This is a genomic window from Afifella marina DSM 2698, assembly GCF_900102695.1.
Taxonomy (GTDB): Bacteria; Pseudomonadota; Alphaproteobacteria; order Rhizobiales; family Afifellaceae; genus Afifella; species Afifella marina.
This window is the reverse complement of sequence record NZ_FMVW01000002.1, coordinates 366499-390063: the sequence shown is the minus strand read 5'-3', so window position 1 is coordinate 390063 and position 23565 is coordinate 366499. Positions and strand designations below refer to the sequence as shown.

The following is a 23565-nucleotide window of genomic DNA, read 5'->3' as shown; positions in this document are numbered from 1 at the left end:
CCCTTCGCGTCGAGGCCTGGATCGGCCGGCTCCCAAGGAGCCGGCCGATCTCACTCATGGCCCGGTTTGATAGCCCGGCGCGCCGCACGCACGCGGCGAGTGCAAACGGAAACGCCCCTCGTCAGGCCGCGCGACGAGGAGCGGTCTCGCTTTCCCCGTAAAGCCGGAATTCTCGCGGGCGAAACACCACCTCGCTTCCCGTCTCCAAAACGCCGCTGGTTTCCGGAAGCGAAGGCACGTCGATCTCGACGGAATGGCTCCCGCCGACCGCAATCTCGAGCCGCCTGCGATCGGTGAGGCGCCGGCTTCCGGTCACCACGCCCGCAATGCCGCGCTCGCCCGGCCGGAGGAGGTCCACATGGCCCGGCCGGAAGAAGAGCCGTGCCGCGCCCGCCCCCGCGCCGACAAGCCCGCTCGGGCGACCTGCAACGAGGATGGTACCGCCCGATAAAGTCACCGGGAGGCTCGAGGATTCGCCGATGAAGCCGTGCACGAAGGGCGAAGCGGGCGCATCGTAGATGTCGTCTGCCGTGCCGACCTGCTCGACACGCCCGGCATTCATCACCACGACGCGATCGGCAAGCTCCAGCGCCTCTTCCTGATCGTGCGTGACGAAGACCGTCGTATGGCCGGTCCGCTCGTGCAGATCGCGCAGCCAGCGCCGCAGTTCCTTGCGCACCTTGGCGTCGAGCGCGCCGAAAGGTTCGTCGAGCAGCAGGACGGCCGGCTCGATCGCGAGCGCCCGCGCAAGCGCCACTCTCTGCCGCTGCCCGCCGGAGAGCTGCATCGGAAAGCGCTTTTCGAGCCCCGAAAGCTGCACGAGATCGAGAAGCTCCAAAGCGCGGCGCCGGATTTCCGTCCGGCCGGGCCGGCTCGCGCGCGGACGCACCCGAAGGCCGAAGCCGACATTGTCGGCGACATTCATCTGTTTGAAGAGCGCGTAATGCTGAAAGACGAAGCCGACATTGCGCTCCTGCACGCTCTTGGCCGAGGCATCTTCGTCACCGAAGAGAATGCGGCCGCGATCGAGAAACTCGAGCCCGGCGATGAGGCGCAGAAGCGTCGTCTTGCCGGAGCCCGAGGGCCCGAGCAAGGCGATGAGTTCGCCCGAGCGAATGGCGAGCGAAATATCGTGCACCGCCGGATAATCGTCGAACGCCTTGGAGATGTTTTGAAGAACGATGTCCATCTGGGCCTCAATGCGCACGTTCGGCGGCGATCGCACCGGCGAAACGCCATTCCAGGAAGGTCTTCAGGGCAAGGGTGAAAAGCGCCAGGAGAGCGAGCAGCGAGGCGACGGCGAATGCGGCCGCGAAACTGTACTCGTTGTAGAGGATCTCCACATGCAGCGGCATCGTATTGGTGAGACCGCGGATATGCCCGGAGACGACGGAGACGGCCCCGAACTCGCCCATGGCGCGGGCGTTGCAAAGGAGAACGCCATAGAGAAGCGCCCATTTCACGTTCGGCAGCGTGACGAGCAGAAAGGTCGTAAAGCCCGAAGCGCCGAGGGACAGCGCGGCTTCTTCGTCGCCGCTCCCCTGCTCCTGCATAAGCGGGATGAGTTCGCGCGCCACGAAGGGAAAGGTGACGAAGATCGTCGCAAGAACGATGCCCGGCACCGCGAAGATGATCTCCACGCCATGCGCGTCGAGAAAGGGACCGAAGAACCCCTGCGCCCCGAAGAGAAGCACGTAGACAAGGCCGGAAATCACCGGCGAGACAGAAAACGGCAGATCGATCAGCGTCACGAGCAGGCTTTTGCCCTTGAACTCGAATTTGGCGACGGCCCAGGCGGCCGCGACCCCGAAGACCATGTTGGCGGGCACCGCGATCGCCGCCACGATCAGCGTCAGCCGGATGGCCGCGAGCGCATCCGGCTCGACGATCGCCGCAAGATAGGCGGAGATGCCCCCGCGCAGCGCTTCCACGAAGACGGCGACAAGCGGCAGCATGAGAAAGAAGCCGAGAAAGACGAAGACGAGGCCGACCAGCGCCACGCGTACGGCGGGTGCCTCCGTCGTGGCCGATCGGCCCCGTCGCACCGGCCTCGAAATCCTCAACGGCGCGCCCGACAATTCAGCTGCCATAGCCGAACCTCCTGCGGCTCCACGCCTGAAGCAGATTGATGACGAAGAGCATGACAAAGGCAATCGCAAGCATCACCGCGGCGACCGCAGTCGCCCCGGCGTAATCGAATTCCTCAAGCCGGATGACGATCAGAAGCGGCGCGATTTCCGACACATAGGGGATATTTCCGGCGATGAAGATGACGGAGCCGTATTCGCCGACAGCCCGGGCGAGCGCGAGCGCGAACCCCGTCAGGAGCGCCGGCAGCAGGGCCGGAACGATCACTTTGAACATCGTCTGCGCTCGTGACGCCCCGAGCGTCGCCGCCGCCTCTTCGAGCTCGCGGTCGATCTCTGCGAGCACCGGTTCGACGGTGCGTACGACGAAGGGCAGGCTGACGAAGGTGAGCGCGACGACGATACCCGCCGGCGCATAGGCGACCTTCAATCCGAGCGGCTGGAGAAACTGCCCGACCCAGCCGTTCGGCGCATAAAGCGAGGTGAGCGCGATACCCGCCACCGCCGTCGGCAAGGCGAACGGCAGGTCGATGACGGCATCGAGAAACCGGCGTCCGAAAAAGCGATAGCGGACCAGGACCCAGGCGATGAGGGCGCCGAAGACGGCGTTGATCGTGGCGGCGACAAGCGCCGTGCCGAAGCTCAGGCGCAAGGCCGCGAGCGTGCGGGGATCGGTGGCGAGACGCCAGAATTCGGCCGCGCCGAGGCCCGCGCTTTTGATGACGAGAGCCGCGAGCGGCACCAGGACGACGAGCCCCAGATAGGCGATCGTGAAGCCGAGTGAGAGACCGAAACCCGGCAGAACGCTTCGCTTCCGCCAGGTCCGAGCGCGCCCGCGCATCTGCCGCCGTCCCTATCGCGCCGGCTGATAGATCTGGTCGAAGACACCGCCATTGCCAAAATGCGCCGGCTGCGCCTTCTTCCATCCGCCGAAGAGCGGATCGTCGATGGTGACGAGTTTGAGATGGGGAAACCGCGCCATGTCCGCATTATCGGCGAAGGCCGGCTCCGCCGGGCGATAGAAATTCTTCGCCACCAGCCTCTGCCCTTCCGGCGAATAGAGATAGGCGAGATAGGCTTCCGCCGCCTGACGCGTTCCAGCCTTGTCGACATTGCCGTCGACGAGGGCGATCGGCGGCTCCGCCTTGATGGAAATCGACGGCGCCACGATCTCGAACTTGTCCGGACCGAGCTCTTTGAGGGCCAGAAAGGCCTCGTTCTCCCAGGTGATCAGAACGTCGCCGATGCCCCGCCGCACGAAGGTGGTGGTGGCGCCGCGTGCGCCCGTATCGAGCACCGGCACATGCCGAAAAAGCTCGCCCATGAAGCCGCGCATCGCCTCCTCGTCGCCATGGAAGGCCTCGCTGGCATAGGCCCAGGCCGCGAGATAGCTCCAGCGCGCCCCGCCAGAAGTTTTCGGATTGGGCGTGATGACCTCGACGCCCTCCTTCACCAGATCCGGCCAGTCGTGGATCCCCTGCGGATTGCCCTTGCGGACGAGGAAAACGATGGTCGAGGTGTAGGGCGCGCTGTGATTGGGAAGCCGATCGCGCCAGTTCGCGGGAATCTTTCCGGTCGCCTCGGCGATCGCGTCAATATCGGCTTCGAGCGCCAGCGTCACGACATCGGCTTTGAGCCCGTCGATCACCGCCCGCGCCTGCTTGCCGGACCCGCCATGCGACATGCGCACGGTGACGGTCTCCCCGGTCTCGGTTTTAAAATGCGCGGCGAAGGCGGCGTTGAACGCCTCGTAGAGCTCGCGCGTCGGATCATAGGAAACGTTGAGAAGCGTGGTGTCGGCGACGGCCGGTGCCACCATCGCCCAAAGCGCGGCGAGCCCCGCCGCAAGAGATCGTCGCATCCTTCGCATGCCAACCTCCATCACCTACCGATCTGGTAGGGATTAATAGCCTACTCGTTTGGTAGGCTATGTCAACGGAGGCGAAATGACCCCGGAAATGCCAGCGGAAATACCAGAAGAAATGCCGGCGGCCAGGTCGCGCCAGAAGGCTCAGGAAGCGTTGATCGAAAGCCCGGAAATCCGATCCACACTGTCTGGATCGGCGATCGCATCGGCGAGCGTGGTCTGGTCGAGAACGGCACGCGCGGAATTGGCGACATGGGCGAAAACCCGGCGTACACGGCATGCGCCTTCGTCTTTGCAATCGGCACAACGGCGATAGGCCACCCGGCTGAGGCACGGAAGCGGCGCGATCGGCCCGTCGAAAAGCCGCAGAACCTGGCCGAACGTGATCGTATCGGCCGGCCGCTGCAGGAAATAGCCGCCATTCACCCCGCGCCGGCTCTGGATCAGCCCGTCGCGCTTCAATTCCATCAGGATCTGCTCCAGGAATTTGCGCGGAATCCGCTCTCCCTTGGCAAGCTCGCCTGCGGAAATGGAATCGCTCTCCATCTCTGCGAGCGCAAGCAGCGCCCGCAGGGCGTATTTGGCCTTCTGGGAAATCATCCGCGCGGGCACCTCTTGGCTGGGCTATTTCCTATTAATTGGGTAGTATATTGAAGCCGTTGCGGCAAGCTTACAGAGGGCATCCGCACGCGTTCCGGTCAGGTCTGCGGGCGGTCGGTGCGCCCTTCGTCAGGGTGCATTTCGGCAACGAGGGCAAGCCAGGCCCGCGCGGCATGAGACAGGTAGGCGCCGCGCCGCCAGATCATGGCGATGTGCCAGGCGGTCTCCGGCTCGTCGAGAAGCACCGAGGCAGCATGGCCCGCCTCCGAGCGCGGTGCAATGATCTGTGGCAGGAAGGCGATGCCGAGACCCGCCGCCGCAAGGCCGACGATGAACTCGATCTGGCTGCTGCGCGCGGCAACGGCGGGCGAAAAGCCGTGCCGGCGGCAGGCGTCGCCGATGATGCGGTTCAAGCCGAAACCGGCTTCGAAAAGGATGAAGGGCTCCTCTCGCACATCCTCAAGCCGGATCGTCTGGCGCCCGGCAAGTGCATGCGCTCTGGGCAGGACCGCCATCAGCGGCTCGCGCCGCACGCCCTGCCATTCGAAATCCTCTCCGAAAGGGAGAAGCGAGGCGGCCATTTCGATTTCGCCCGTCCGCAGCATCTCCTCCAGCCGGTCGCTGCCATGCTCGACGAGGCGCACATCGATGCCCGGAAAACGCTGGCGGTAGATCGCAAACAGGGGCGCAAACAAAGCGCTGCTCGCCACCGGCGGCAGGCCGAGAGACAAAGACCCCTGCTTCAGACCGCGGATCTCGTCGAGCTCGCGTGCGAGATCTTCCCGTTCCGCCAGAAGCTTCACCGCTCTTCGGTAGACCACCTCGCCCGGCGCGGTCAGGCGGCTGCGATGCCCGATGCGGTCGAGAAGCGGCAGACCGATCTCGTCTTCGAGCTGCCGCACGGCCTTCGAGATCGTCGATTGCGTGGCGAAAAGCGCCTTCGCGGCGGGCGTGAAACCGCCTTGACGGACCACTTCGACAAAGGCCCGCAGATTGCGAAATTCCATGACATTCCGATACGGAATGAAGTCTATTCAGTCAATTCATTTTGTCGATCGATCGACTGCAACTATATGCCGCTCCTTCCAGGAGATTCCGATGACCCCCCGCAGCCTCGCGCTTCGCTTCCGCCGTAGCCTTCACAACAGCCGCCTCGCCCAGATCGCGGCGATTTTCGTGTTTTGGGGGATCGGCGAGACGACGGTCCGCCTTGCGGGGCTTCCGGTGCCCGGCGGGATCGTCGGCATGGCGCTCGTGCTCGCTCTTTTGATCTCCGGCCGTCTCAGCCTTTTCAGCATGCGCCGCGGCGCCCAGTGGTTTCTGGCCGAGATGATCCTGTTCTTCGTGCCGGCGGTTCTCGCCGTCGTCGATCACCGCGAATTCGTCGGCCTGCTCGGCCTCAAGATCCTGTTCGTCATCCTCGCAGGCACCGCCTCGGTCATGGCAGTCACGGCCTTGACGGCGGACCTTTATTATCGCCGCCGCCTGGCCGCGGAGGACCGCCATGCCCTCTTCGAGTGAAATCCTCCTCCACGGCCTCTTCTGGTCGGCCCTGACCATCGGCACCTATTTTCTGGCAAAGCGCATCTACCTGCGCTGGCGGCAGCCCTTTTTGATGCCGCTCGCCATCACCCCGGCGCTTCTCATCCTGATCGTCGTCACCGCCGACGAGACCTACCGCGATTATATCCGCTCCACCGGCTGGCTCGTCAGCCTGCTCGGCCCGGCCATGGTCGCCTTCGCCGTGCCGATCTACGAGCAGCGCGCCCTGATTGCACGCCATTGGCCGGTGCTCGTCGTCGGCATGCTGGCGGGCACGGCCACGGCCATTCTTTCCGGCTGGACCTTTGCGAGCCTCGTCGGTCTCGACGACGCCTTGCGCCTCAGCCTTCTGCCGCGGTCCGTTTCCACGCCCTTCGCCATGGTCGTCTCCTCCGACATCGGCGGCGCCCCCGATCTGACTGCCGTCTTCGTCGTCCTGACCGGCGTCTTCGGCGCCATCCTCGGCGAATTGATGCTGACGATCCTGCCGGTCAAATCGGCACTTGCCCGCGGCGCCCTCTTCGGGGTCGCCGCCCATGCGAGCGGCACCGCCAAGGCACACGAGATCGGCCACGAGGAAGGCTCGGTTGCCGGCCTCGTCATGGTGCTCGTCGGCCTTTTGAACGTCCTCGTCGCGCCGCTGATCGCCCACGGCCTGCCCTATCTCTGAGCCCCTCCACGGGCGGCCGCCCCAGGCCGGCTCCTCAGGCCGGCTTCCCAGTTCAGCCGCCTCACGCTGCCTCCCGTCTTTCGCCCGCAAGCTCGCGCACCTGCCGAAGGTCATCCACGAAGGCACGGTAAGCGCCCGCCTTGGCCTCCGCATCCGGCAGTCGCAGAAGATAGGACGGATGCACGGTGAGGAAGCCGGCAAAAGGCGGAAACTCCTGCCGGCCGCGCATCTTCGTCACGGAAACCTGTCGTCCCGAAAGCGCCAGCGCCGCCGTCCCGCCGAGCGCCACGACGAGGCGCGGCGACAGAAATTCGAGCTCCGCCATCAGCCACCAGCGATAATGCTTCACCTCCGACAGGGACGGTTTCTGGTGGATGCGCCGCTTGCCGCGCATCTCGAATTTGAAGTGCTTCACGGCATTGGTGAGATAAAGCGAGCGACGGTCGAGACCCGCCTCCGCCAGCGCCCGATCGAGAAGTTGACCGGCCGGTCCGACGAAAGGCCGGCCCTCGCGGTCCTCTTGATCGCCCGGCTGCTCGCCGACGAAGACGATTTCAGCGTCTGTCGGCCCCTCGCCGAGCACTGCGCGCGTCGCTCCCAGCATCGCCCCTAATACCAGTGGCTCCGAGGCGGCAATCACCGCATTCAGCTCCGCAAGGCTCTTCGGCCGGTCATCGCGCATCTTCTGAAGCGCCTTCTCCGGTGTGCGGCGGGGCGAAGCGGCGGCCTCGCGCGCGATCATCTCACGCACGCGCGACGGAGCAGAACTGATGAGCTCCGGGATCGCCGCCACCTCCGGCATGTCGGCCCAATAGCGCCGCGGCATATGCTGCGCCATCAATTTGGGATTGGCCCGCGCCGGATTGAACGTGGCCGCATAATAGGTACGCCACCCGTCTTCAAACCCGTCACCGGCGACGGCCGGATCACGGCGCGCCGGCGGCCCTTCGACGAGCTCTTTGCCATCCCAATGCAGCGAGCCATCGGGCGTCAGGATCGACCAGGCCATATTGGCGAAGCGCTCTGTGAAGAAAGGCGCGGCCGCAAGCAGGGTGAAATGCTTGGGCTCGAAATAGGCGACGAAGCGCTCCTTTTCCTCCGCGCGGAAGCCCTCAGCCTCGCCCTCCTCCAGCGCCACGCGGCGAAAACGCAAGAAGCCGTGCATATGGTGGATGTCGCGCCGCACCTCCTGCTGCATGCGCTGAAGGCGGTAGACGAGCGGATCGCTCGCCACATCGAGAAGCGCACGCTCGCCTTTCAGAACGCGCCAGACGAGCCGATAGAGAAGCCCGTAGCGCTCGTGATCGCGGTGACAGACGACATCGGCGATGAGCCGCGTCACCACGCGCGGCAGGGCGACCGGCGGCGCCTCGCCAGAAACCGGCGCGCCGAAGAGATCCTGCGCGCCCTCCGCCGCGAAGACGACATCCTCCGGCGCGACCCCATCGCGCACGAGAACCCGCAATGCATGGCGAAAACCGTCGAAATCGGCCCCGGCCTTCATATCGATGCGTATGCCGGCCATCAGAAGAGGCTCATTTGCTGGGCGGGCTCGGCGAGCCTTTGCCGCAGATCGAGCCGGTCGATGAGGGAGACGGGCCGGTGGTCCGGCGTGACGAGAAACGGCAGCGCCCGCTTCAGGCCCGCCGTCAGCCGCGCGAGATCGTCCAGACGAAGCTTCCGGTGGCGGCGCGAGGTGAGAATGCGCTCCACCGCGCGCTGCCCGAGCCCCGGCACCCGCAAAAGCATCTCCCGCTCCGCAAGATTGACGTCGACGGGAAAGCGTTCGCGATTTTTCAGCGCCCAGGCGAGCTTCGGATCGACATCGAGCGCCAGCATGCCGTCCTCGCCGCTATCTGCGACCTCGTCGGCCGAAAACCCGTAAAACCGCATCAGCCAGTCGGCCTGATAAAGCCGGTTCTCACGGCGAAGCGGCGGCGCCTTCGCCGGCAGAAGGACGCTCGCCTCGGGGATCGGGCTGAAGGCGGAATAATACACCCGCTTCAACGCATAATCGCCGTAGAGCCTGGCACTCCTGCGAATGATCGCGGCATCCTTCACATCATCCGCCCCGACGATCACCTGCGTGCTCTGTCCTGCGGGCGAGAAACGCCGGCGCTCGTCGCGCGCCTCCAAGATGCGCTCATGCATCTGTCCCATCGCATGGGTGATCGTCCGGTCGTTCTTTTCCGGCGCGAGCGTTTTCAGGCTCGCCCCGCTCGCAAGCTCCAGATTGATCGACAGCCGGTCGGCATACCGCCCCGCTTCTTCGATCAGCCATGGGCTCGCTTCGGGAATGGCCTTGAGATGGATATAGCCATGAAAGCCGTGGACGCGCCTGAGCGTCTTCGCCACCCGCATCATTTCTTCCATCGTCCGGTCGGGCGAGCGCGCGATGCCGGAGGAGAGGAAGAGGCCTTCGATATAATTGCGTTTGTAAAATTCGAGCGTGAGCCGCACCACCTCCTCGACCGAGAAGCGCGCCCGCGGCACGTTCGAGGAGCGCCGGTTGATGCAATAGGCGCAGTCGAACAGGCAGTAATTCGTCAGAAGGATTTTCAGAAGCGAGACGCAGCGCCCGTCCGGCGTGAAGGCGTGGCAGATGCCGGACGGCGCCGTCGCGCCGAGCCCGTTCTTCCCCGCCTTGCGCTTCGGCGCGCCCGACGAGGCGCAGGACACGTCATATTTGGCCGCATCCGCCAGAATTCCGAGCTTGGTTGCGAGCTTCTCATCCATACCTGGATGATGCCATGTTCTTCTTTTGTTCGCAACAGGCCTATGTGGCGCCCGGGCTGAATCAGCCTGTCTGAATCGCAATCTCCGAAGCTCATCCCATCCGCTTCAATCGACTCGGGAATTTTCCGCGCGCGCCTCCGTCTCCGCATCCAGCACCGCCCGGATTGCTTGAAGCAAAGGATGAGCGTCGGTTGCGCTCCGCCCATAATCGAGATTGAATCGATAATCGAAGTCGGGCGGGTTAAGCCCCTGATTGTGCTGAAGGATCGTCTCGAGCTTATCGAACCCCTTGGCGAGCCGCGCCTCCGGCGTCGTCCCCGCCTCGTACTCCTCCCAGAGATCGAGGATCGCCTGCCGCCGCGTCGGGTCGATCGGCGCGGTCAGCTCCAGGAGATCGGCGCGCTCCTGCGCCACCTTCTCCTCGCCCGGCATCTGCGCAACCGCCGGCACGTCGCCCGAGAGGGTTTCGCCGAGATCGTGCACAATGAGGATCTTGAGAAGACGGCCGAAGTCGATTTCGCCGAGATCTTTTTCGAAGATGATCGCCATCAGGGCGAGCCGCCAGGTATGCGCGGCGGTGCTCTCCGGCCGCCCCTCCGCCGTAAAGCCTGAGCGGAACGTGTCCTTGAGCCGCTCGGCCGCCCGCAGAAAATCGAGCGCCCCGGAAAGGTCCTCCTGCCTCATCGTGCCCTCACAGCATGCCCGGACGGAAGAGCGCGCTCTTGTCGATGATCTCGCCTGAGACCATGAAGATGCCGCCACCCTTGTAATGCAGCGTCTCGGGATGTTCCGGCTCCGGCGCCACATGCGCCTTCACCACCTCGAAGACGAAGAAATTGTAGCGTCCGACGAGCGCATCCTCGAACAGCCGGCATTCGAAATTGGCGTGGCATTCGCCGATCATCGGCGCGCCCACCATTTCGGCCTCCTCTTCCGTCAGGCCGAACTCCGTGAACTTGTCGATCCGTTCTCCGGAAGTGTTGCCGATCTTGACGACGGTCTCCGTCAGTGCCGTCGTCGGCAGATTGATGACGCATTCGCCGCTCGCGCGGATGAGCTCGAAGGAATGGTTGCCGGCAGAGATCATGCAGCCGACGAGCGAGGGCGAGAATTCCATGATCGTGTGCCAGCCCATCGTCATGATGTCATGCGCGCCCTGATGGGCGGACGAGACGAGCACGACTGGCCCGGGCTCCAGATAGCGCCGCACATCCGACACGTCGAAATCGATTTTCTTCACCGCCGTCATCCTCTGCCTCCTCGAAATGGCATGGCTCCGTCCCGCCACCGAATGCCGTCTGAGACCCGTCGAGGCCTCGCCAAGGCGCGCATGCGGCATAGATGGAGCAACAGATCCACTCACATCTCAATCAGGTTCATTCCATGACAGAAAGCACGCAGATCCTCCTCGCGTCACGCCCCGAGGGGCGGCCGACGCCTCAGAATTTCCGCACAGAGACCGCGTCCGTGCCGGCGCCGAAGGAGGGCGAAGTCCTCCTGAAGATCCGTTACCTCTCGCTCGATCCCTATATGCGCGGGCGCATGAGTGCGGCGAAATCCTACGCCGCCCCGGTCGAAGTCGGCGCCGTGATGGAAGGCGGCACCGTGGCGGAGGTCGTGGAAAGCCGCGACCCGAATTTCGCAGCCGGCGATATGGTCCTCTCCTATTCCGGCTGGCAGACCCATGCGGTCGCGAAGGCCGCTCACCTGCGCAAACTCGATCCCGAAAAGGTACCGGTCACGACCGCCCTCGGCGTCCTCGGCATGCCGGGCTTCACCGCCTATTCGGCGCTCCTCACGCTCGGAAAGCCGAAGGAAGGCGAAACGGTCGTCGTCGCCGCGGCGACCGGCCCTGTCGGTTCCGCCGTCGGCCAGATCGCCAAGATCAAGGGCGCACGTGCCGTCGGCATCGCCGGCGGACCGGAGAAGTGCCGCGCCCTCATCGAAGAATTCGGCTTCGACGCGGCGATCGACCATCGCTCCGAGACATTCGCGGAGGATCTGAAGGCCGCCTGCCCGGACGGCATCGACGTCTATTTCGAAAATGTCGGCGGCCCCGTCTTCGAGGCGGTGCGCCCGCTTCTCAACTTTTATGCGCGCGTGCCCGTCTGCGGCCTCGTCTCGCAATACAACGCCACCGGCCCGTTCGAAGGCCCGGACAAGCTGCCGGGCTTGATGCGCGACGTCCTGACGAAGAGCCTCACCATCCGCGGCTTCATCCAGACGGAATTCAAGGATCAGATGCCGAACTTCATCAAGGAGATGGGCAGCTGGGTCGCCGATGGACGCATCCGCTACAAGGAAGACATCGTCGAAGGACTGGACAAAGCGCCGGACGCCTTCATCGGCCTTCTGGAGGGCAAGAATTTTGGCAAGCTGATCGTCAAGGTCGCCTGAGGCGGTGAAAACACGCCATCACGAAAAGAGCCCCCGCCGCGGCGGGGGCTCAATGATGAGAACGGCACGCCGCGGATCAGCCCGCGGCATATGAGAAAATCAGACGGCGGGCGTGCGCGCCGCCGCAGCATAGGTGGACACGACGCGGTCGATATTGGCGAGGATCAAGGCCTCGGGCGTCGCCGCAAGCCGTCCTTCCGCCACCGCCGGATAAAGCGCGCCGAGATACTGGCTGACGAGCGGCAGCGGCAATTGCCGGCCCTTGAGGCGTGTCAGAAGCGTCGTCACGGCGGCAACCGCCTTCGGCTGCGGCCAGTAATAGCGGATGCGGTCGGAATAGCTGAAATGGCGGTTGATGCGCTTCTCCGCTTCGCTGCCGTGATAATATTTCGCCCATTCGCGCGGATCGCCGACAAGCACGTCTTCCATCGCATGCTTCAGCGTCTCTTCAGGCGAAAGCCCGTCGAGTTCGACCGCGATCTGATCGAGCCCGTAAAGCGCCTCGCGATAGGCGAAGGTGAGCGCCGGCCCGACCTTCAGGATCGGAAAGCCGTCATCGACGAGGCCCGCCAGAAGCTCCACCGGCTGGTAATCGGTCGAATGCGCCTCGAAGACGAATTGCGGCATCTTCGACAAGACAGCACTCAGCGAGGCCGCCTTCGCCCGGTCGTAGAAAACGATATTCTCGTTGCCGTATTCGACGCCCGGCTGCACGACGACGCCGATGGCGCGTGCAAAGGCATCCTCAAGTCCACGCGCGGCAAAGGCGGCACGATGCACCTCGACGGTCGCAAGCGCCGCCTCCGGATCGGTGACGGCAAGCTCCTCGATCTCTTCCATCGCCCCGCCCGGGATCGGCACTTCCGTGCCGATGACATAGACCGGAAGATCGAAGCCGGATTCCTTCGCCGCCCGTTCCGAGACGGCAGCAAGCCGCGCGGCCCGTTCCGCCGTCACTTCGTCGGCAAGGGCCACACTTTCCCCGGCACAGCCCATTGAGGTGTCGAGATGGATTTTGGTGAAGCCCGCTTTCAGAAAGGCGTCCACCATCGCCTCGGCCTTGCCCATCGCCTCTTCGGCCGGCAGGCTCTTCCACGGATTGGGGCCGAGATGATCGCCGCCCAGGATCAGCCGGCTCGTATCGAAGCCGACCTTTGCCGCGATCTCTTCGACGAAGCGGCGAAAATCCGCCGGCGTCATGCCGGTATAGCCGCCCTCGTGATTGACCTGGTTGCAGGTCGCCTCGATCAGGACCGGCGCGCCGCTCGTGAGGCCATGGCGAAGCGTCGCCTCGATGACCATCGGATGCGCCGAGCAGATGGAGGAAATGCCGACATTCTCATGTGCCTGATGCCGCCTTGGCAGGCTCGCCAGATAGGCCGTGCTCATGCCCTTATGCCTTTGTGTCTTTCGATGAAGTCTTGAAGCTCGGCGCCCGTCGACGTGCCCGACATCGGCCCTTTGACGCCGACGGCGCGCGCCCCGCTGGCATTCGCCATCAACAGCGCGTCTTCGGGCGAGACGCCGCGCAGCCAGAAGGTGACGAACGTGGCGCCAAAGCTGTCGCCGGCCCCCGTCGGATCGATTTCTTCGACGGCAAAGGCCGGCACGCGCGTCTCGCCGGAGGTGTCGAAATAGCTCGCTCCCTCGGCGCCGCGTTTGATGACCACGGCCTTGGTGCCGCGCGTCAGGATTTCGGCGATCGCCGCTTCCTCCTCCTTCGCCTCGGTGAAGAGGAAGAGCTCCTCGCCGCTCGGCAGGAAGATGTCGGCATTCTCGAAGATATGGACGAGCGCCTCCCGCATGCCGGGAAAGTCCAGCATTTCCTTGCGGATGTTGGGGTCGAAGGAGACTGTGCCGCCCTTTTCCTTCACCTGCCCGATCGCGGCGCGGATGAGCGTGACGATGTTGTCGGAAAAGAGCGACGAGCCCATCACATGCAGATGATCCGCCTCGCGCAGCATCTTTTCGGCGCCCTGATCGAGGCTCACCTGCCCGCAGGCCGATTGCCGGATATTGAAGATGAAGTTGCGGTTGCCATCCTCGCGGTAGCGCACGAAGGCGGAGCCGGTGACGGCATCGGGGATGACGGCGATGGCGGAGACATCGACCCCGTCGGCCTTCAGCCGCTCCACATTGACGGTGCCGAAATCGTCCGGACCGACCGCGCTGATAATGCCGCAAGGCTGGCCGAGCTTCGCCACCTGATCGATGAAGATGGCGGGTGCGCCGGAGGGGAACGGGCCGACGAGCGTAATCGGCTCCAGAAAGCCGTTGCCGCGCTCCTCGGCCATGATCTCGACGAGCACCTCGCCGATGGTGACGATCTTTTTCATGAGATGAGCGGGCTTCAGCCGCGGTTGGTTTTGGAGCGCACGTCGATCCACACCGCCAGCAGAATGACGAGCCCCTTGACGATGAGCTGGTAGAAATACGGCACCGACAGAAGGCTCATGCCGTTGTTGATGATGCCGATGATGAGTGCGCCGAGAAGCGTGCCGACCATGGTGCCGACGCCGCCGGCAAGGCTGGTCCCGCCGAGCACGGCGGCGGCGATCGCATCGAGCTCGTAGCCGAGACCGGCATTGGTCTGCGCCGAGCCGAGACGCGACGACAGAAGGATGCCGCCGACGGCCGCCATCACGCCGGAAATGGTGAAGATGATCACCTTGATGCGTTTGACGCGGATGCCGGAATAGACCGCCGCTTCCTTGTTGCCACCCGCGAGATAGGCGCGCCGGCCGAACACCGTCTTGGCGAGAAGCACGAAATTGAAGGCGAAGAGCGCGAGCACGATCCAGATGATGATCGGCAGGCCGAGCCAGTTCTCAGCCCCGATCGCAAGCCACGCGTCGTTGTTGATCGGCGCCGGCAGGCCACCCGTGGGCAGCGACACGAGCCCGCGAAAAATCCCCATCGTCGCCACCGTCACGATGAAGGACGGCAGCAACAGATAGGCCGCGAGCACTCCGTTGAAGGCGCCCATGATCGCGCCGGACAAAAGCGTCAGTCCAAGCGTCGGCCAGAAGCCCAAACCGATCGCGAAACACTGAGCCGCCACCATGCCGGCGACCGCCAGGATGGAGCCGACGGACAAATCGATCTCGCCCAAGAGGATGACATAGGTCATGCCGAAGGCGAGCACCGCCACCACCGACACCTGCTGCACGATATTGAGCAGGTTGTAGAAGACGAGAAAGCGCGGGCTCAGCACCGAAAAGACGACACAGAGCACGATCAACGAAGCGACGATGCCGCCATATTCGCGAACGGCCGGCGCCGAGGTGAATTTCGAGACGAAGCTCTTCATGATTGCATTCCTGCGGCGTAGGTCATGACGGTCTCAGGCGTGAGCCCCTCCCCGTCGAGGATGTTGGCGACCTTCTTGTCGTGCATGATGACGAGCCGGTCGGAGAGGCCGAGCACTTCCGGCAGATCGGAAGACACCATCAGGATGGCGGCCCCATCGGCGGCCAATTGCCGGATGATCCGATAGATCTCGAATTTCGCCCCGACATCGACGCCCCGCGTCGGCTCGTCGAGGATCAGGATGCGCGGCTTGATGCGCAGCCATTTGGCGAGCACGATTTTTTGCTGGTTGCCGCCGGAAAGGTTCGCGGCCGGCGTGTCGATCGTGTCGGTCTTGATCGTCAGCCGCGCGACCTCGTCTTCGGCCGCACGGCGCTCGGCGGAGCGCCTGGCAAAGCCGAAGGCGTTCGAAACCTCGCCGAGCGACACCATGTTGATGTTGCGCTCCACCGTATGAGCGAGAACGAGGCCCTCTTCCTTGCGGTTTTCGGTGAGGAAGGCGATGCCCTGCCGGATCGCGTCATCGGGCGAGCGCGGCCGGATCTTCTTGCCATCGAGAAATATCTCACCGCCTTCCGGCCGCTTCACGCCGAACAGCGCGTTCATGACGTCGGAGCGTCCCGAACCGACCAGCCCGAAGAAGCCCAGCACTTCGCCGGGTCGCGCATCGAACGTCACGTCGTGGAAGAGATGCCCGCCGTTCAGCCCATCGACACGCAGGACCGGCTCGACCTCTGGTCCGGGCTTCGGCGCCACGCGCGGCGGGTAGATGTCGTGCATCTCGCGTCCCACCATCATGGCGATCAGCTTGTCGATGCTCGTCTCTTCGCGCGTCATCGTGCCGACGAGCTCGCCGTCGCGGATGACGGTGATGTCGTCGGACAGCCGCATGATCTCTTCCATGCGGTGCGAGATGTAGATGACCGTGACGCCCTTTTCCTTGAGGCGCCCGATCAGCGAGAACAGGATTTCCGCTTCGCTTTCCGACAGCGACGAGGTCGGCTCGTCGAGAATGACGAGATCGGCCGGATAGCTCAGCCCCTTGGCGATCTCGACGAGCTGCCGGCGCGCAATCGAAAGCTGGCTGACCTTGGCGCGGGCCTTGATCGGCAGGCCGAGCTCTTCGATCAGCTCTTCGGCCTTACGCACCAGTTCCGCGTCATCGATGAAGCCGAAGCGGTTCGGCTCGTGCGTCGCAAAAATGTTCTCCGCCACCGTCATGTGACGGCAGAGGCTCAGCTCCTGGAAGACGATCGTCAGGCCCGAAAGCCGCGCCTCGCGCGGGCTCTTCGGGCGGTAAGGCTCGCCCTTGAAGGTGATTTCACCGGAGGTCTGCGGATGCACCCCGGCAAGAATCTTCATCAAGGTGCTTTTGCCGGCACCGTTTTCGCCGATGAGCGTGTGGACGCGTCCCTTCTTCACCGAGAGCGTCATGTCTTTGAGCGCCGTGACCGGCCCGAAGGTCTTGGTCACGTTGCGGATGTCGAGAACCGTCTCGTCTTGGGGGGCGGTCATGGCGAAAGCTCCGCCGAAGCTGGCAGGAAGACTGGCAGGAAGGCTGTCAGGTGGCGAGGAAGTGCCCGCGCCCACCAGATGAGGGGGTGGGCGCGGGGCACAGGAGGAGAGAGTGGGGGGCGGCTCTCTCCTGACCTCTTCTCGCTACTTGGTCTCGCCGTCCTTGGTGACGACGCCCGGCTCGATCGGCTGTTCGGCCGCGACCTCTTCGCCGTTCATGACCTTCACGGCCGTCTCGACCGCAACCTTGCCCATCTCATCGGGGTACTGAGCGATGACGCCCACCATGACGGGATTGCTGGCAACCGCGTCGCGGGCCTCTTTCATGCCATCGAAGCCGATGACCTTCACCTGGCCTTCAAGCCCGGCAGAAGCGACAGCGGAAGCCGCCGCCAGCGCCGCGTCATCGCCAAAGCCGAAAATGCCGTCGAGATCGGGATGCGCCTGCAAAATGTTCTGCGCCGTGGTCAGCGCTTCGGAGCGGGTGATACCGGCCTGCTGCGCAACGATCTCGATATCGGGATGGGATTCCATCGCCTTCTTGAAGCCATCGGTGCGGGCGACGACCGAGGCGACCATCGGATAATCGATGATGGCGACCTTGCCCTTGTCGCCGATCATCTTGGCCATCAGCTCGCCGGCCTTCACGCCGCCGGCGTAATTGTCCGTGCCGACATAGGAGGTGACATCGACGTTCTTCGCCGGCACGTCGACGGTGATGACCTTGATGCCGGCCTTCTGGGCGCGCCCGATGACGGTGCGCACGCCGGTGGAATCGACCGGGGAAATGACCAGGACGTCGACACCCTTGGTGATGAAGTCCTCGACGTCGGCGAATTGCTTGTTGAGGTCCTGATTGGCGATCTTGATCTCGAGCGGCACGCCTTCGGCCTGCGCTTCGGCGCGCATGGCATCGGCGAGCGCGATATAGAACGGGTGCTGCTGGGTCAGAAGCGAGGCTCCGATCCCTTCGGCAGATGCCGAGCCGGCGAACCCGGCAAGCGCGATCCCGGCTGCAAGCAGGAACTTCGAAACGAAACTTTTGAACATAGGCTTCCTCCTGATTATCGGGCGGTACTCTTCGCCTTTTCTGATGGCGAGCATGAAAGACGCCCGATCACTGGCTTTGCCGCGAACGGCTTTCTCGTCACGCCGACGCGCCAGCTTCTGATCTTCGGGTCATCTGCCCGCCCGGCAGTGGCAGCGGCGAAAACCGTGCATGAGAGAGGCGGAAACGGGGCCGCGAAAAACCTGAACCGGCACATGCGCGGGCACGGGCCGCGCCTCCTTTCATCAGATTGTTATTGACGCCAGATGACACTTCATGGGACAAAATGTCAATTTAAATTTGTCGCGCGTAAAGAATTGAAATGTCGCGTGCCAGATAACTTGTCCGTGAGCATTCTCCTCTCTCACGGCGAAAAGGAGCGTGGCCGATTGTCTTCGTTTTGGATTGAGCCGGAAATCGGTTCAATCATGCCGAATTCCTTCGCCGTCCGAATCCCCTGGCCGGCCCAAAGCAACGCCAACCTCGACAGAGACATCTGCGGAACCTCCCGATGAGCGGCAAGAAAATCAGGAACATGGAGGATTTCGCGGTCGCCGCCGGCATCTCCCGTCCGACGATCTCCAAGTACTTTCAGGATCCGAATTCCGTGCGCGCCTCGACCCGGCAGCGCATCGAGGAGGCGCTGGCGCGCCACAATTATCAGCCGAACATTTTCGCGGTGAACCTGAACCGCCGCAATCCGCGCAACATCGGCGTCATCGTCCCCCACATCTCCGACCCGTTCTATGCGGAGATCGTCCGGCAGATCGAGATTTCGAGCCTTCGCCAGGGCTATTGGGCGATCGTTTTGAGCTCCCACGGCGAGCCGGATCTGGAGGCCAAAGCCATCCAGATGCTGCAATCTCTGAAGCTCTCGGGCGCCGTCGTCGCGCCGCTCGGCTACGAATCCGATGCAGACCTCATCCGCGAGCTGCGCCAGGCGATGCCGCTCGTCTTCCTCGATTCGCGCGCGGCCGAAGACCAGCCCTTCGTCGGCACCGACAATGCGCAAAGCATCTCCTTGATGGTGGAATATCTCTGCCGCACCGGCGAGCGCCCCTGCTTCCTCGAAATGCCTCGGGTGAACCGCAACGCCACCGAGCGCCGTGCCGCCTATGAACGGGCGATGGCCAATCTCGGCTTCGAGGCGCATGTGCTGTCCGTCGATTCCGCCGACTGGGATTTCGAAACCGTCGGCTTTGAGGAAACCAACAAGATCCTCGATCAGGGCGGCTTTCCGACGCGCTCGGTTTTGTGCGCCAACGACCGCCTTGCCTTCGGCGTCATGTCCGCCGCCTATCAGCGCGGCCTCAAAATCGGCCGCAGCGCCGATGCCGATCTCCGGGTGGCCGGCCACGACGATCATCCGTTGAGCCGCTACACCTGCCCCGCGCTGACGACGGTCGCGCAGGATTATTCCGGTCTTGCGACCGCGAGCCTGAGACTTCTGCTCGACATGATCGGCAAATCCGACGAGGCGGCGCCGAAAACGGAACCAGCCGGGCCCACGCTCCTTGAAGCAAAGCTGATCATGCGCGATTCCGCCTGAGGCGCGCGCTCGCGGCCCGTACACAGAGCCGCGCAAATCTCAACCTCTCACCCGAACGAGGCGATCCTGTCCCCTTCCCGCTCGCTCAAAGGCGCTCTTCTCATCGATCTCGACGGCACGGTGATGAACAGCGACCCCTATCATTTCGAAGCCTTTCAGAAGACTTGCGACAAATACGGCGCCAAGATCGACGAAGAGATCTTTCGCACCCGCATCTCCGGACACACCAACGAGGAGATTTGCGCCGAGCTCTTTCCCCATATCGACAAATCGCGACACGCCGAGATTGCCGACGAAAAGGAAGCGCTGTTCCGCGAGCTTCTGGAGCGGGGTGCAGAGCCGATCGCCGGCCTGCCCGAGCTTCTCTCCCGGGCCCGGGCGAAAAACTGGGGGCTCGCGCTCGTCACCAATGCGCCGATCGCCAACCAGCAGGCGATCCTTGCCGGTGTCGGGCTTTCCGACGCGTTCGACATTCTAATCTCCGCCGACGAGCTTCCCCGCGGCAAGCCGGACCCGCTGCCTTACCGGACGGCGATGGAGCGGCTCGGCGTCGCCCCTGAAAACTCGGTCGCCTTCGAAGATGCCATTCCGGGTCTGACGGCGGCCGTGCGCGCCGGCGTTCCGACCATCGGCCTGCGCACGAGCCTTGCGGAGGAAACCCTGCTTCAGGCGGGTGCAGCCCTTGCGATCCGCGATTATCACGATCCGCGCCTGCGGCCCTTCCTGCTCTCCCACATCGAAGGCTGAAGCACCGCGCTCTCCAGCGCCTCGCGCGAGTTCTTCGGCCGCGTGCGCCGCAACAATAATAAGCCGGCAAATCTCTAGTTATTTATAAGACTTGCCCGTCTTTTTTTAACCGCACCTGCGTATGCCTGTCGTGGCGGCCCTGCAGTTTGGGCGATGGCACTTAAAGAGAGACATTCTGGCCGGCAGCGTCTCCGCCAGCCAGCGCCACAGACCCAACAGGCGAGACACCGTCTCCAGGAGCGCAGATGTCGGGCCCCACTTCCGGATCGATCCACAACCGCTTTCGCAAGCGCTGCCGGCGCGAGCACGACTGGATCGACGAACTCATCAATCGCAATGAGCCGCTCTCCTCCGACGAAGAGGCGGAGCTCATCTTGCGTGTGCATTCGCTCGCCGGGGCGGGTGGAACTTTCGGCTATCCCGAAATCAGCGAGCGTGCTTTGCGGACCGAGCAGGTGATGCGGGAAACATCCTGCACCGGCCCCGAAAGCCGTGAGGCCGTCGAAGCCCTGCTTCAGGCCCTCGAGGCGGCAGCCGAAGAATAGACCGCGGCACCAGACGCCGCCTTGTTCAGCTCAAAAAGCCTCGCGCCTGCGCGGCGAGCGTCATCGGATCGAAGGGCTTGCGGATGACGCCGGCCGCACCGATTGCCAGAAAGCGGGCGATCTCGGTCGTCTGCGTCTTCGCGGTGACGAAGACGATCGGCACATCCGAGGTGCGCGGATCGGCTTTCAGCTGTCGCAGAGTTTCCGGCCCGTCCATACCCGGCATCATCACATCGAGCAGAATGAGATGCGGTTCGAACTTCGGAGCTTCAACGAGCGCTTCGGTTCCCGACGAACAGGTGCGCACGGTGAACGTCTCGTCGAGTTCGAGCGACAGCGCCGCCACCTCGCGGATATCCGGTTCGTCGTCGACATAAAGCACACGAAAGTTCATCTGACGGCTCCCATTTCGCGGCGTTGCGCGGCCTCATCCCGTTCGCGATGCTCGAAGGCCAGCTTGCGCACCAGATCGGCGATCGCCTTCTCAGACGTCCGGGTTTTCGTCATCGCCGCCTGCACCCGTTTTGCGATGTCCTTTTCCGCATCGGCGGCGGAAAAGATGATCACCGCCGTCCCGCTCGGGATCGTACCGAGAAGGCAGGCGCCCTGCCCGTCCGGCAGGCCGAGATCGAGGATGACGAGGTCGAACGTCGTGCGCGACAGAGCGGCTTTCGCTTCCGCAATCGTACGCGCCTTGACGACCTGCATCTCCTCGCCGAGTTCGGCCGCCATCACCTCGAGAAGGCTGTCGTCGTCTTCGACATGCAGGATGGAGGGACGCCGGTGCGACAGACGTGCCGCGATCACCGACGCCGCCCGCCGCAACTCTTCCATGTTCCTCGGCCGCTCCAGCCATGCGACCACCCCGACGGCGGAACCGTTGAGCACCCGCTGTGCGTCATCAATGCTGGCCGAGATCATGATGACCGGCACGCCCCTGTTGGCGGTCGCATCGCAGAGTTCGCGGATGAGCGACAACCCTGCCTCGTTCTCCAGATCGAGATCGACGATCACGGCGAGATAATCCTTGGCGGCGATGTCGCGGCGCGCAGCTGCCACATTGCGGGCGATCGTGCTCTGAAAACCTTCCTGTTGCAGGTTCTCGGCAATCAGTTCCGCGACGTCTTCGGCATCTTCGCAGATCAGAACCGTCCGCGACGCGTCGGCCGGCACCGGCATCTTGCCGGCCTCGCCCCCTTCGCTGGCGACGTGCCATTCGGGAAGATCGACATGAAAAACGGTGCGGATGCCTGGTTCGCTTTCGAAGGTGATGTCGCCGCCGGAGCGCTCCACGATGGCTTTCGCAATATTGAGGCCCAGACCGGTGCCGCCCTTCTGACGTGTCGCCGAGGAATCGGCCTGCTCGAATCGCCGGAAAATGCGGCTTCTGAACGCTTCGGGAATCCCCGGCCCGTTGTCGATGACGGAGATGCGCAGATTGCCGCCATGGCGGCAGAGATTGACGACGACCGTCCCGTCTTCCGGCGAATATTTGATCGCATTCGACAGGAGGTTGGTGAGCACCTGATGCAGCCTGTCGGGATCGACGTAGACATTTGCGTCCGGCGCATCGTCGACGACGCTGATCTCGACATTGCGTTCCAGAAGATAGTCGCGGCTCGCCTCCACCGCCTGTTCGACGGCGGGATGAAGTCCGACAGGTATCGGCTCGAAGGGCATGCGCCCCGATTCGATTTTCTCGATGTCGAGGATATCGTTGATGAGGCGCACGAGCCGTTCCGAATTGGAATGCGCGATGTTGATCAGGCTCGCCGCCTTCTGCGGCAACTCTCCGGCCGCACCGCCCGCGACAAGGCCGAGAGAGCCGCGGATCGAGGTGAGCGGGGTGCGCAATTCGTGGCTGACCGTTGAGATGAAATCGTTCTTCATCTGCTCCATGCGCTTGCGGTCGGTGATATCGAAGAGCGAGCCGTCCCAGATCACCTTGCCGCTCGGATCCATCCGGGGTTTGGCGGCAATGCGCACCCACACCTTGCCACCGCCACGAACGGCGAGCTCGGCTTCCATCACCCAGGACTGCATGCTGCTCGCCGAAGTCGCGAGCTTTTCCCTCACCCGGGCGAGATCGTTGGACGAAAACAGGCGTTCGATATGCGTGGGATCCCCCAACAATTCGTCTACGCCAATCCCGAGGAACCGCTTCACGCCCGCCGACACATAGGTGAAGGAGGCCGATCCCGGTCGTGCCTCCTTGAGCTGGAAGAGAACACCCGGCGCGTTGTTGACCATCGCCTGCAGCAACAGCCGGCTTTCGCCATAGGCGGCGATCGCCCAGCGTCTCTGCAGATCGCCGAGGAACAAAAGCCCGAGCACGATGACAGCGACGAAGTTGGTCGGCACCAGCAGCAACAGAAGGGAATAGGCCGTCTCTCCCGAGAGGTTCGGGATGAAGACGAGCGTAAGCATCGGCGTCACCCCCGCGATCGCAGCAAGCGCCAAAAGCGCGCCGACACTGAGGCGCCCCTGATATCGCCGGTTGATCACGAACCAGAGAACCGTCGAGGCGCCCCCGACGAGCAGGACGGCAAAGATGCCGGCGACCATCCCGGCGCCCCCGAACCAGACGCGCATGGCGATGAGCATCGCTGCGGTGATGATCGCGCTGACCGGTCCGCCGAGCCCGCCCGAAAGCGCCATCACGACATTGCGCGCATCCACCACGATGCCCGGCGCAACCTCGATGGGGGCTGCCATGCTCAACAGACCCGTCAACCCGAAAATCAGGCCGGTGACGCCGCCCTTCAGCCACAGCGACTGGTCGAGCCTCGGTCCGAGAAACGACAGCGCCAGGATGGCGAGCGTCACGAGAGCCGCACTCTCGATCATATGGATAAACTGGAGCATTCGAATGTCATCGCCGCGTTCGCATCTTCACCCGTCAGAGTTGATGGAACGGCCCAAGAATACAAGGTCAGCGTCGTTCTATCCCCGA

At 63.8% G+C, this 23565-nt stretch carries 23 protein-coding genes; 6 read left to right on the top strand and 17 right to left on the bottom strand.

All coding sequences use genetic code 11. The annotated features are described in order from the left end of the window. Positions 1–121 precede the first annotated feature (121 nt). From BLP76_RS06600 to BLP76_RS06575, 6 genes are all read right to left on the bottom strand, one after another. Positions 122–1189 carry a sulfate/molybdate ABC transporter ATP-binding protein gene (locus BLP76_RS06600; protein WP_092811354.1) on the bottom strand — a complete coding sequence of 356 codons (1068 nt, stop codon included), beginning with the start codon at positions 1187–1189 and terminating at the stop codon, positions 122–124. A gap of 7 nt (positions 1190–1196) precedes the next feature. Continuing rightward, entirely contained in the window at positions 1197–2090 is an 894-nt protein-coding gene (gene cysW / locus BLP76_RS06595; protein WP_092810823.1) for a sulfate ABC transporter permease subunit CysW, read from the bottom strand. Continuing rightward, positions 2080–2928 (bottom strand): sulfate ABC transporter permease subunit CysT, encoded by an 849-nt coding sequence (gene cysT, locus BLP76_RS06590; protein ID WP_092810821.1) that lies wholly within the window; start codon positions 2926–2928, stop codon positions 2080–2082. Before cysT ends, cysW begins: the two co-directional genes overlap by 11 nt. 12 nt (positions 2929–2940) lie before the next feature. Next, positions 2941–3969: a sulfate ABC transporter substrate-binding protein gene (locus tag BLP76_RS06585; protein WP_200170530.1), complete on the bottom strand. Its 1029-nt coding sequence runs from the start codon at positions 3967–3969 to the stop codon at positions 2941–2943. A 129-nt stretch (positions 3970–4098) separates the two neighbouring features. Next, positions 4099–4554 carry an RrF2 family transcriptional regulator gene (locus BLP76_RS06580; protein ID WP_092810817.1) on the bottom strand — a complete coding sequence of 152 codons (456 nt, stop codon included), beginning with the start codon at positions 4552–4554 and terminating at the stop codon, positions 4099–4101. 98 nt (positions 4555–4652) lie between these two features. Further along, the gene (locus BLP76_RS06575; protein ID WP_092810815.1) at positions 4653–5561 is read right to left on the bottom strand and encodes a LysR family transcriptional regulator; all 909 of its coding nucleotides are present in this window, start codon (positions 5559–5561) and stop codon (positions 4653–4655) included. A gap of 91 nt (positions 5562–5652) precedes the next feature. Here BLP76_RS06575 and BLP76_RS06570 point away from each other — a divergent pair, with 91 nt between their 5' ends. Next, the gene (locus BLP76_RS06570) at positions 5653–6075 is read left to right on the top strand and encodes a CidA/LrgA family protein (RefSeq protein ID WP_092810813.1); all 423 of its coding nucleotides are present in this window, start codon (positions 5653–5655) and stop codon (positions 6073–6075) included. Beyond that, positions 6059–6766, top strand: coding sequence for an LrgB family protein (locus tag BLP76_RS06565; RefSeq protein ID WP_092810811.1), 708 nt, complete (start codon positions 6059–6061; stop codon positions 6764–6766). The genes BLP76_RS06570 and BLP76_RS06565 overlap by 17 nt, the downstream gene beginning before the upstream one ends. 61 nt (positions 6767–6827) lie before the next feature. On the opposite strand, the gene BLP76_RS06560 is transcribed toward BLP76_RS06565, so the two are convergent. From BLP76_RS06560 to BLP76_RS06545, 4 genes are all read right to left on the bottom strand, one after another. Further along, positions 6828–8291 (bottom strand): UdgX family uracil-DNA binding protein, encoded by a 1464-nt coding sequence (locus tag BLP76_RS06560; RefSeq protein ID WP_092810809.1) that lies wholly within the window; start codon positions 8289–8291, stop codon positions 6828–6830. Continuing rightward, the gene (locus tag BLP76_RS06555; RefSeq protein WP_092810807.1) at positions 8291–9502 is read right to left on the bottom strand and encodes a putative DNA modification/repair radical SAM protein; all 1212 of its coding nucleotides are present in this window, start codon (positions 9500–9502) and stop codon (positions 8291–8293) included. Before BLP76_RS06555 ends, BLP76_RS06560 begins: the two co-directional genes overlap by 1 nt. 105 nt (positions 9503–9607) lie before the next feature. Then, complete coding sequence (locus BLP76_RS06550) at positions 9608–10186, bottom strand: HD domain-containing protein (protein WP_092810806.1); 579 nt, start codon at positions 10184–10186, stop codon at positions 9608–9610. Between the two features lie 7 nt (positions 10187–10193). Further along, positions 10194–10751 carry a flavin reductase family protein gene (locus BLP76_RS06545; RefSeq protein WP_092811352.1) on the bottom strand — a complete coding sequence of 186 codons (558 nt, stop codon included), beginning with the start codon at positions 10749–10751 and terminating at the stop codon, positions 10194–10196. Between the two features lie 134 nt (positions 10752–10885). On the opposite strand from BLP76_RS06545, the gene BLP76_RS06540 reads away from it, so the two are divergent. Continuing rightward, entirely contained in the window at positions 10886–11899 is a 1014-nt protein-coding gene (locus BLP76_RS06540; protein ID WP_092811350.1) for an NADP-dependent oxidoreductase, read from the top strand. Positions 11900–11998: 99 nt separating this feature from the next. Here BLP76_RS06540 and BLP76_RS06535 read toward each other — a convergent pair whose 3' ends face one another. The 5 genes from BLP76_RS06535 to BLP76_RS06515 form a co-directional block, all read right to left on the bottom strand. Further along, entirely contained in the window at positions 11999–13288 is a 1290-nt protein-coding gene (locus BLP76_RS06535) for a D-tagatose-bisphosphate aldolase, class II, non-catalytic subunit (protein ID WP_092810804.1), read from the bottom strand. After that, complete coding sequence (locus BLP76_RS06530) at positions 13285–14235, bottom strand: tagatose kinase (protein WP_092810802.1); 951 nt, start codon at positions 14233–14235, stop codon at positions 13285–13287. Before BLP76_RS06530 ends, BLP76_RS06535 begins: the two co-directional genes overlap by 4 nt. A 14-nt stretch (positions 14236–14249) precedes the next feature. Further along, positions 14250–15209, bottom strand: coding sequence for an ABC transporter permease (locus BLP76_RS06525; RefSeq protein WP_092810799.1), 960 nt, complete (start codon positions 15207–15209; stop codon positions 14250–14252). Further along, complete coding sequence (locus BLP76_RS06520) at positions 15206–16723, bottom strand: sugar ABC transporter ATP-binding protein (RefSeq protein ID WP_092810797.1); 1518 nt, start codon at positions 16721–16723, stop codon at positions 15206–15208. The genes BLP76_RS06525 and BLP76_RS06520 overlap by 4 nt, the downstream gene beginning before the upstream one ends. A gap of 144 nt (positions 16724–16867) precedes the next feature. Continuing rightward, on the bottom strand, positions 16868–17773 hold the full coding sequence (locus tag BLP76_RS06515) for a substrate-binding domain-containing protein (RefSeq protein WP_092810794.1): 906 nt from the start codon (positions 17771–17773) through the stop codon (positions 16868–16870). Positions 17774–18282: 509 nt separating this feature from the next. On the opposite strand from BLP76_RS06515, the gene BLP76_RS06510 reads away from it, so the two are divergent. The 3 genes from BLP76_RS06510 to BLP76_RS06500 all read left to right on the top strand — a co-directional run bounded on the left by BLP76_RS06510 (position 18283) and on the right by BLP76_RS06500 (position 20612). Then, entirely contained in the window at positions 18283–19320 is a 1038-nt protein-coding gene (locus tag BLP76_RS06510) for a LacI family DNA-binding transcriptional regulator (RefSeq protein ID WP_092810792.1), read from the top strand. Positions 19321–19356: 36 nt separating this feature from the next. Next, positions 19357–20067: an HAD family hydrolase gene (locus BLP76_RS06505; protein WP_338081425.1), complete on the top strand. Its 711-nt coding sequence runs from the start codon at positions 19357–19359 to the stop codon at positions 20065–20067. A gap of 245 nt (positions 20068–20312) precedes the next feature. Then, on the top strand, positions 20313–20612 hold the full coding sequence (locus BLP76_RS06500) for an Hpt domain-containing protein (RefSeq protein WP_092810787.1): 300 nt from the start codon (positions 20313–20315) through the stop codon (positions 20610–20612). Between the two features lie 25 nt (positions 20613–20637). Here the strand turns inward: BLP76_RS06500 and BLP76_RS06495 are convergent, their stop codons facing one another. Together BLP76_RS06495 and BLP76_RS06490 are read right to left on the bottom strand one after the other, a co-directional pair. Next, the gene (locus BLP76_RS06495) at positions 20638–21006 is read right to left on the bottom strand and encodes a response regulator (protein ID WP_092810784.1); all 369 of its coding nucleotides are present in this window, start codon (positions 21004–21006) and stop codon (positions 20638–20640) included. Then, positions 21003–23477 carry a hybrid sensor histidine kinase/response regulator gene (locus BLP76_RS06490; protein ID WP_092810782.1) on the bottom strand — a complete coding sequence of 825 codons (2475 nt, stop codon included), beginning with the start codon at positions 23475–23477 and terminating at the stop codon, positions 21003–21005. Before BLP76_RS06490 ends, BLP76_RS06495 begins: the two co-directional genes overlap by 4 nt. Between the last annotated feature and the right edge of the window lie 88 nt (positions 23478–23565).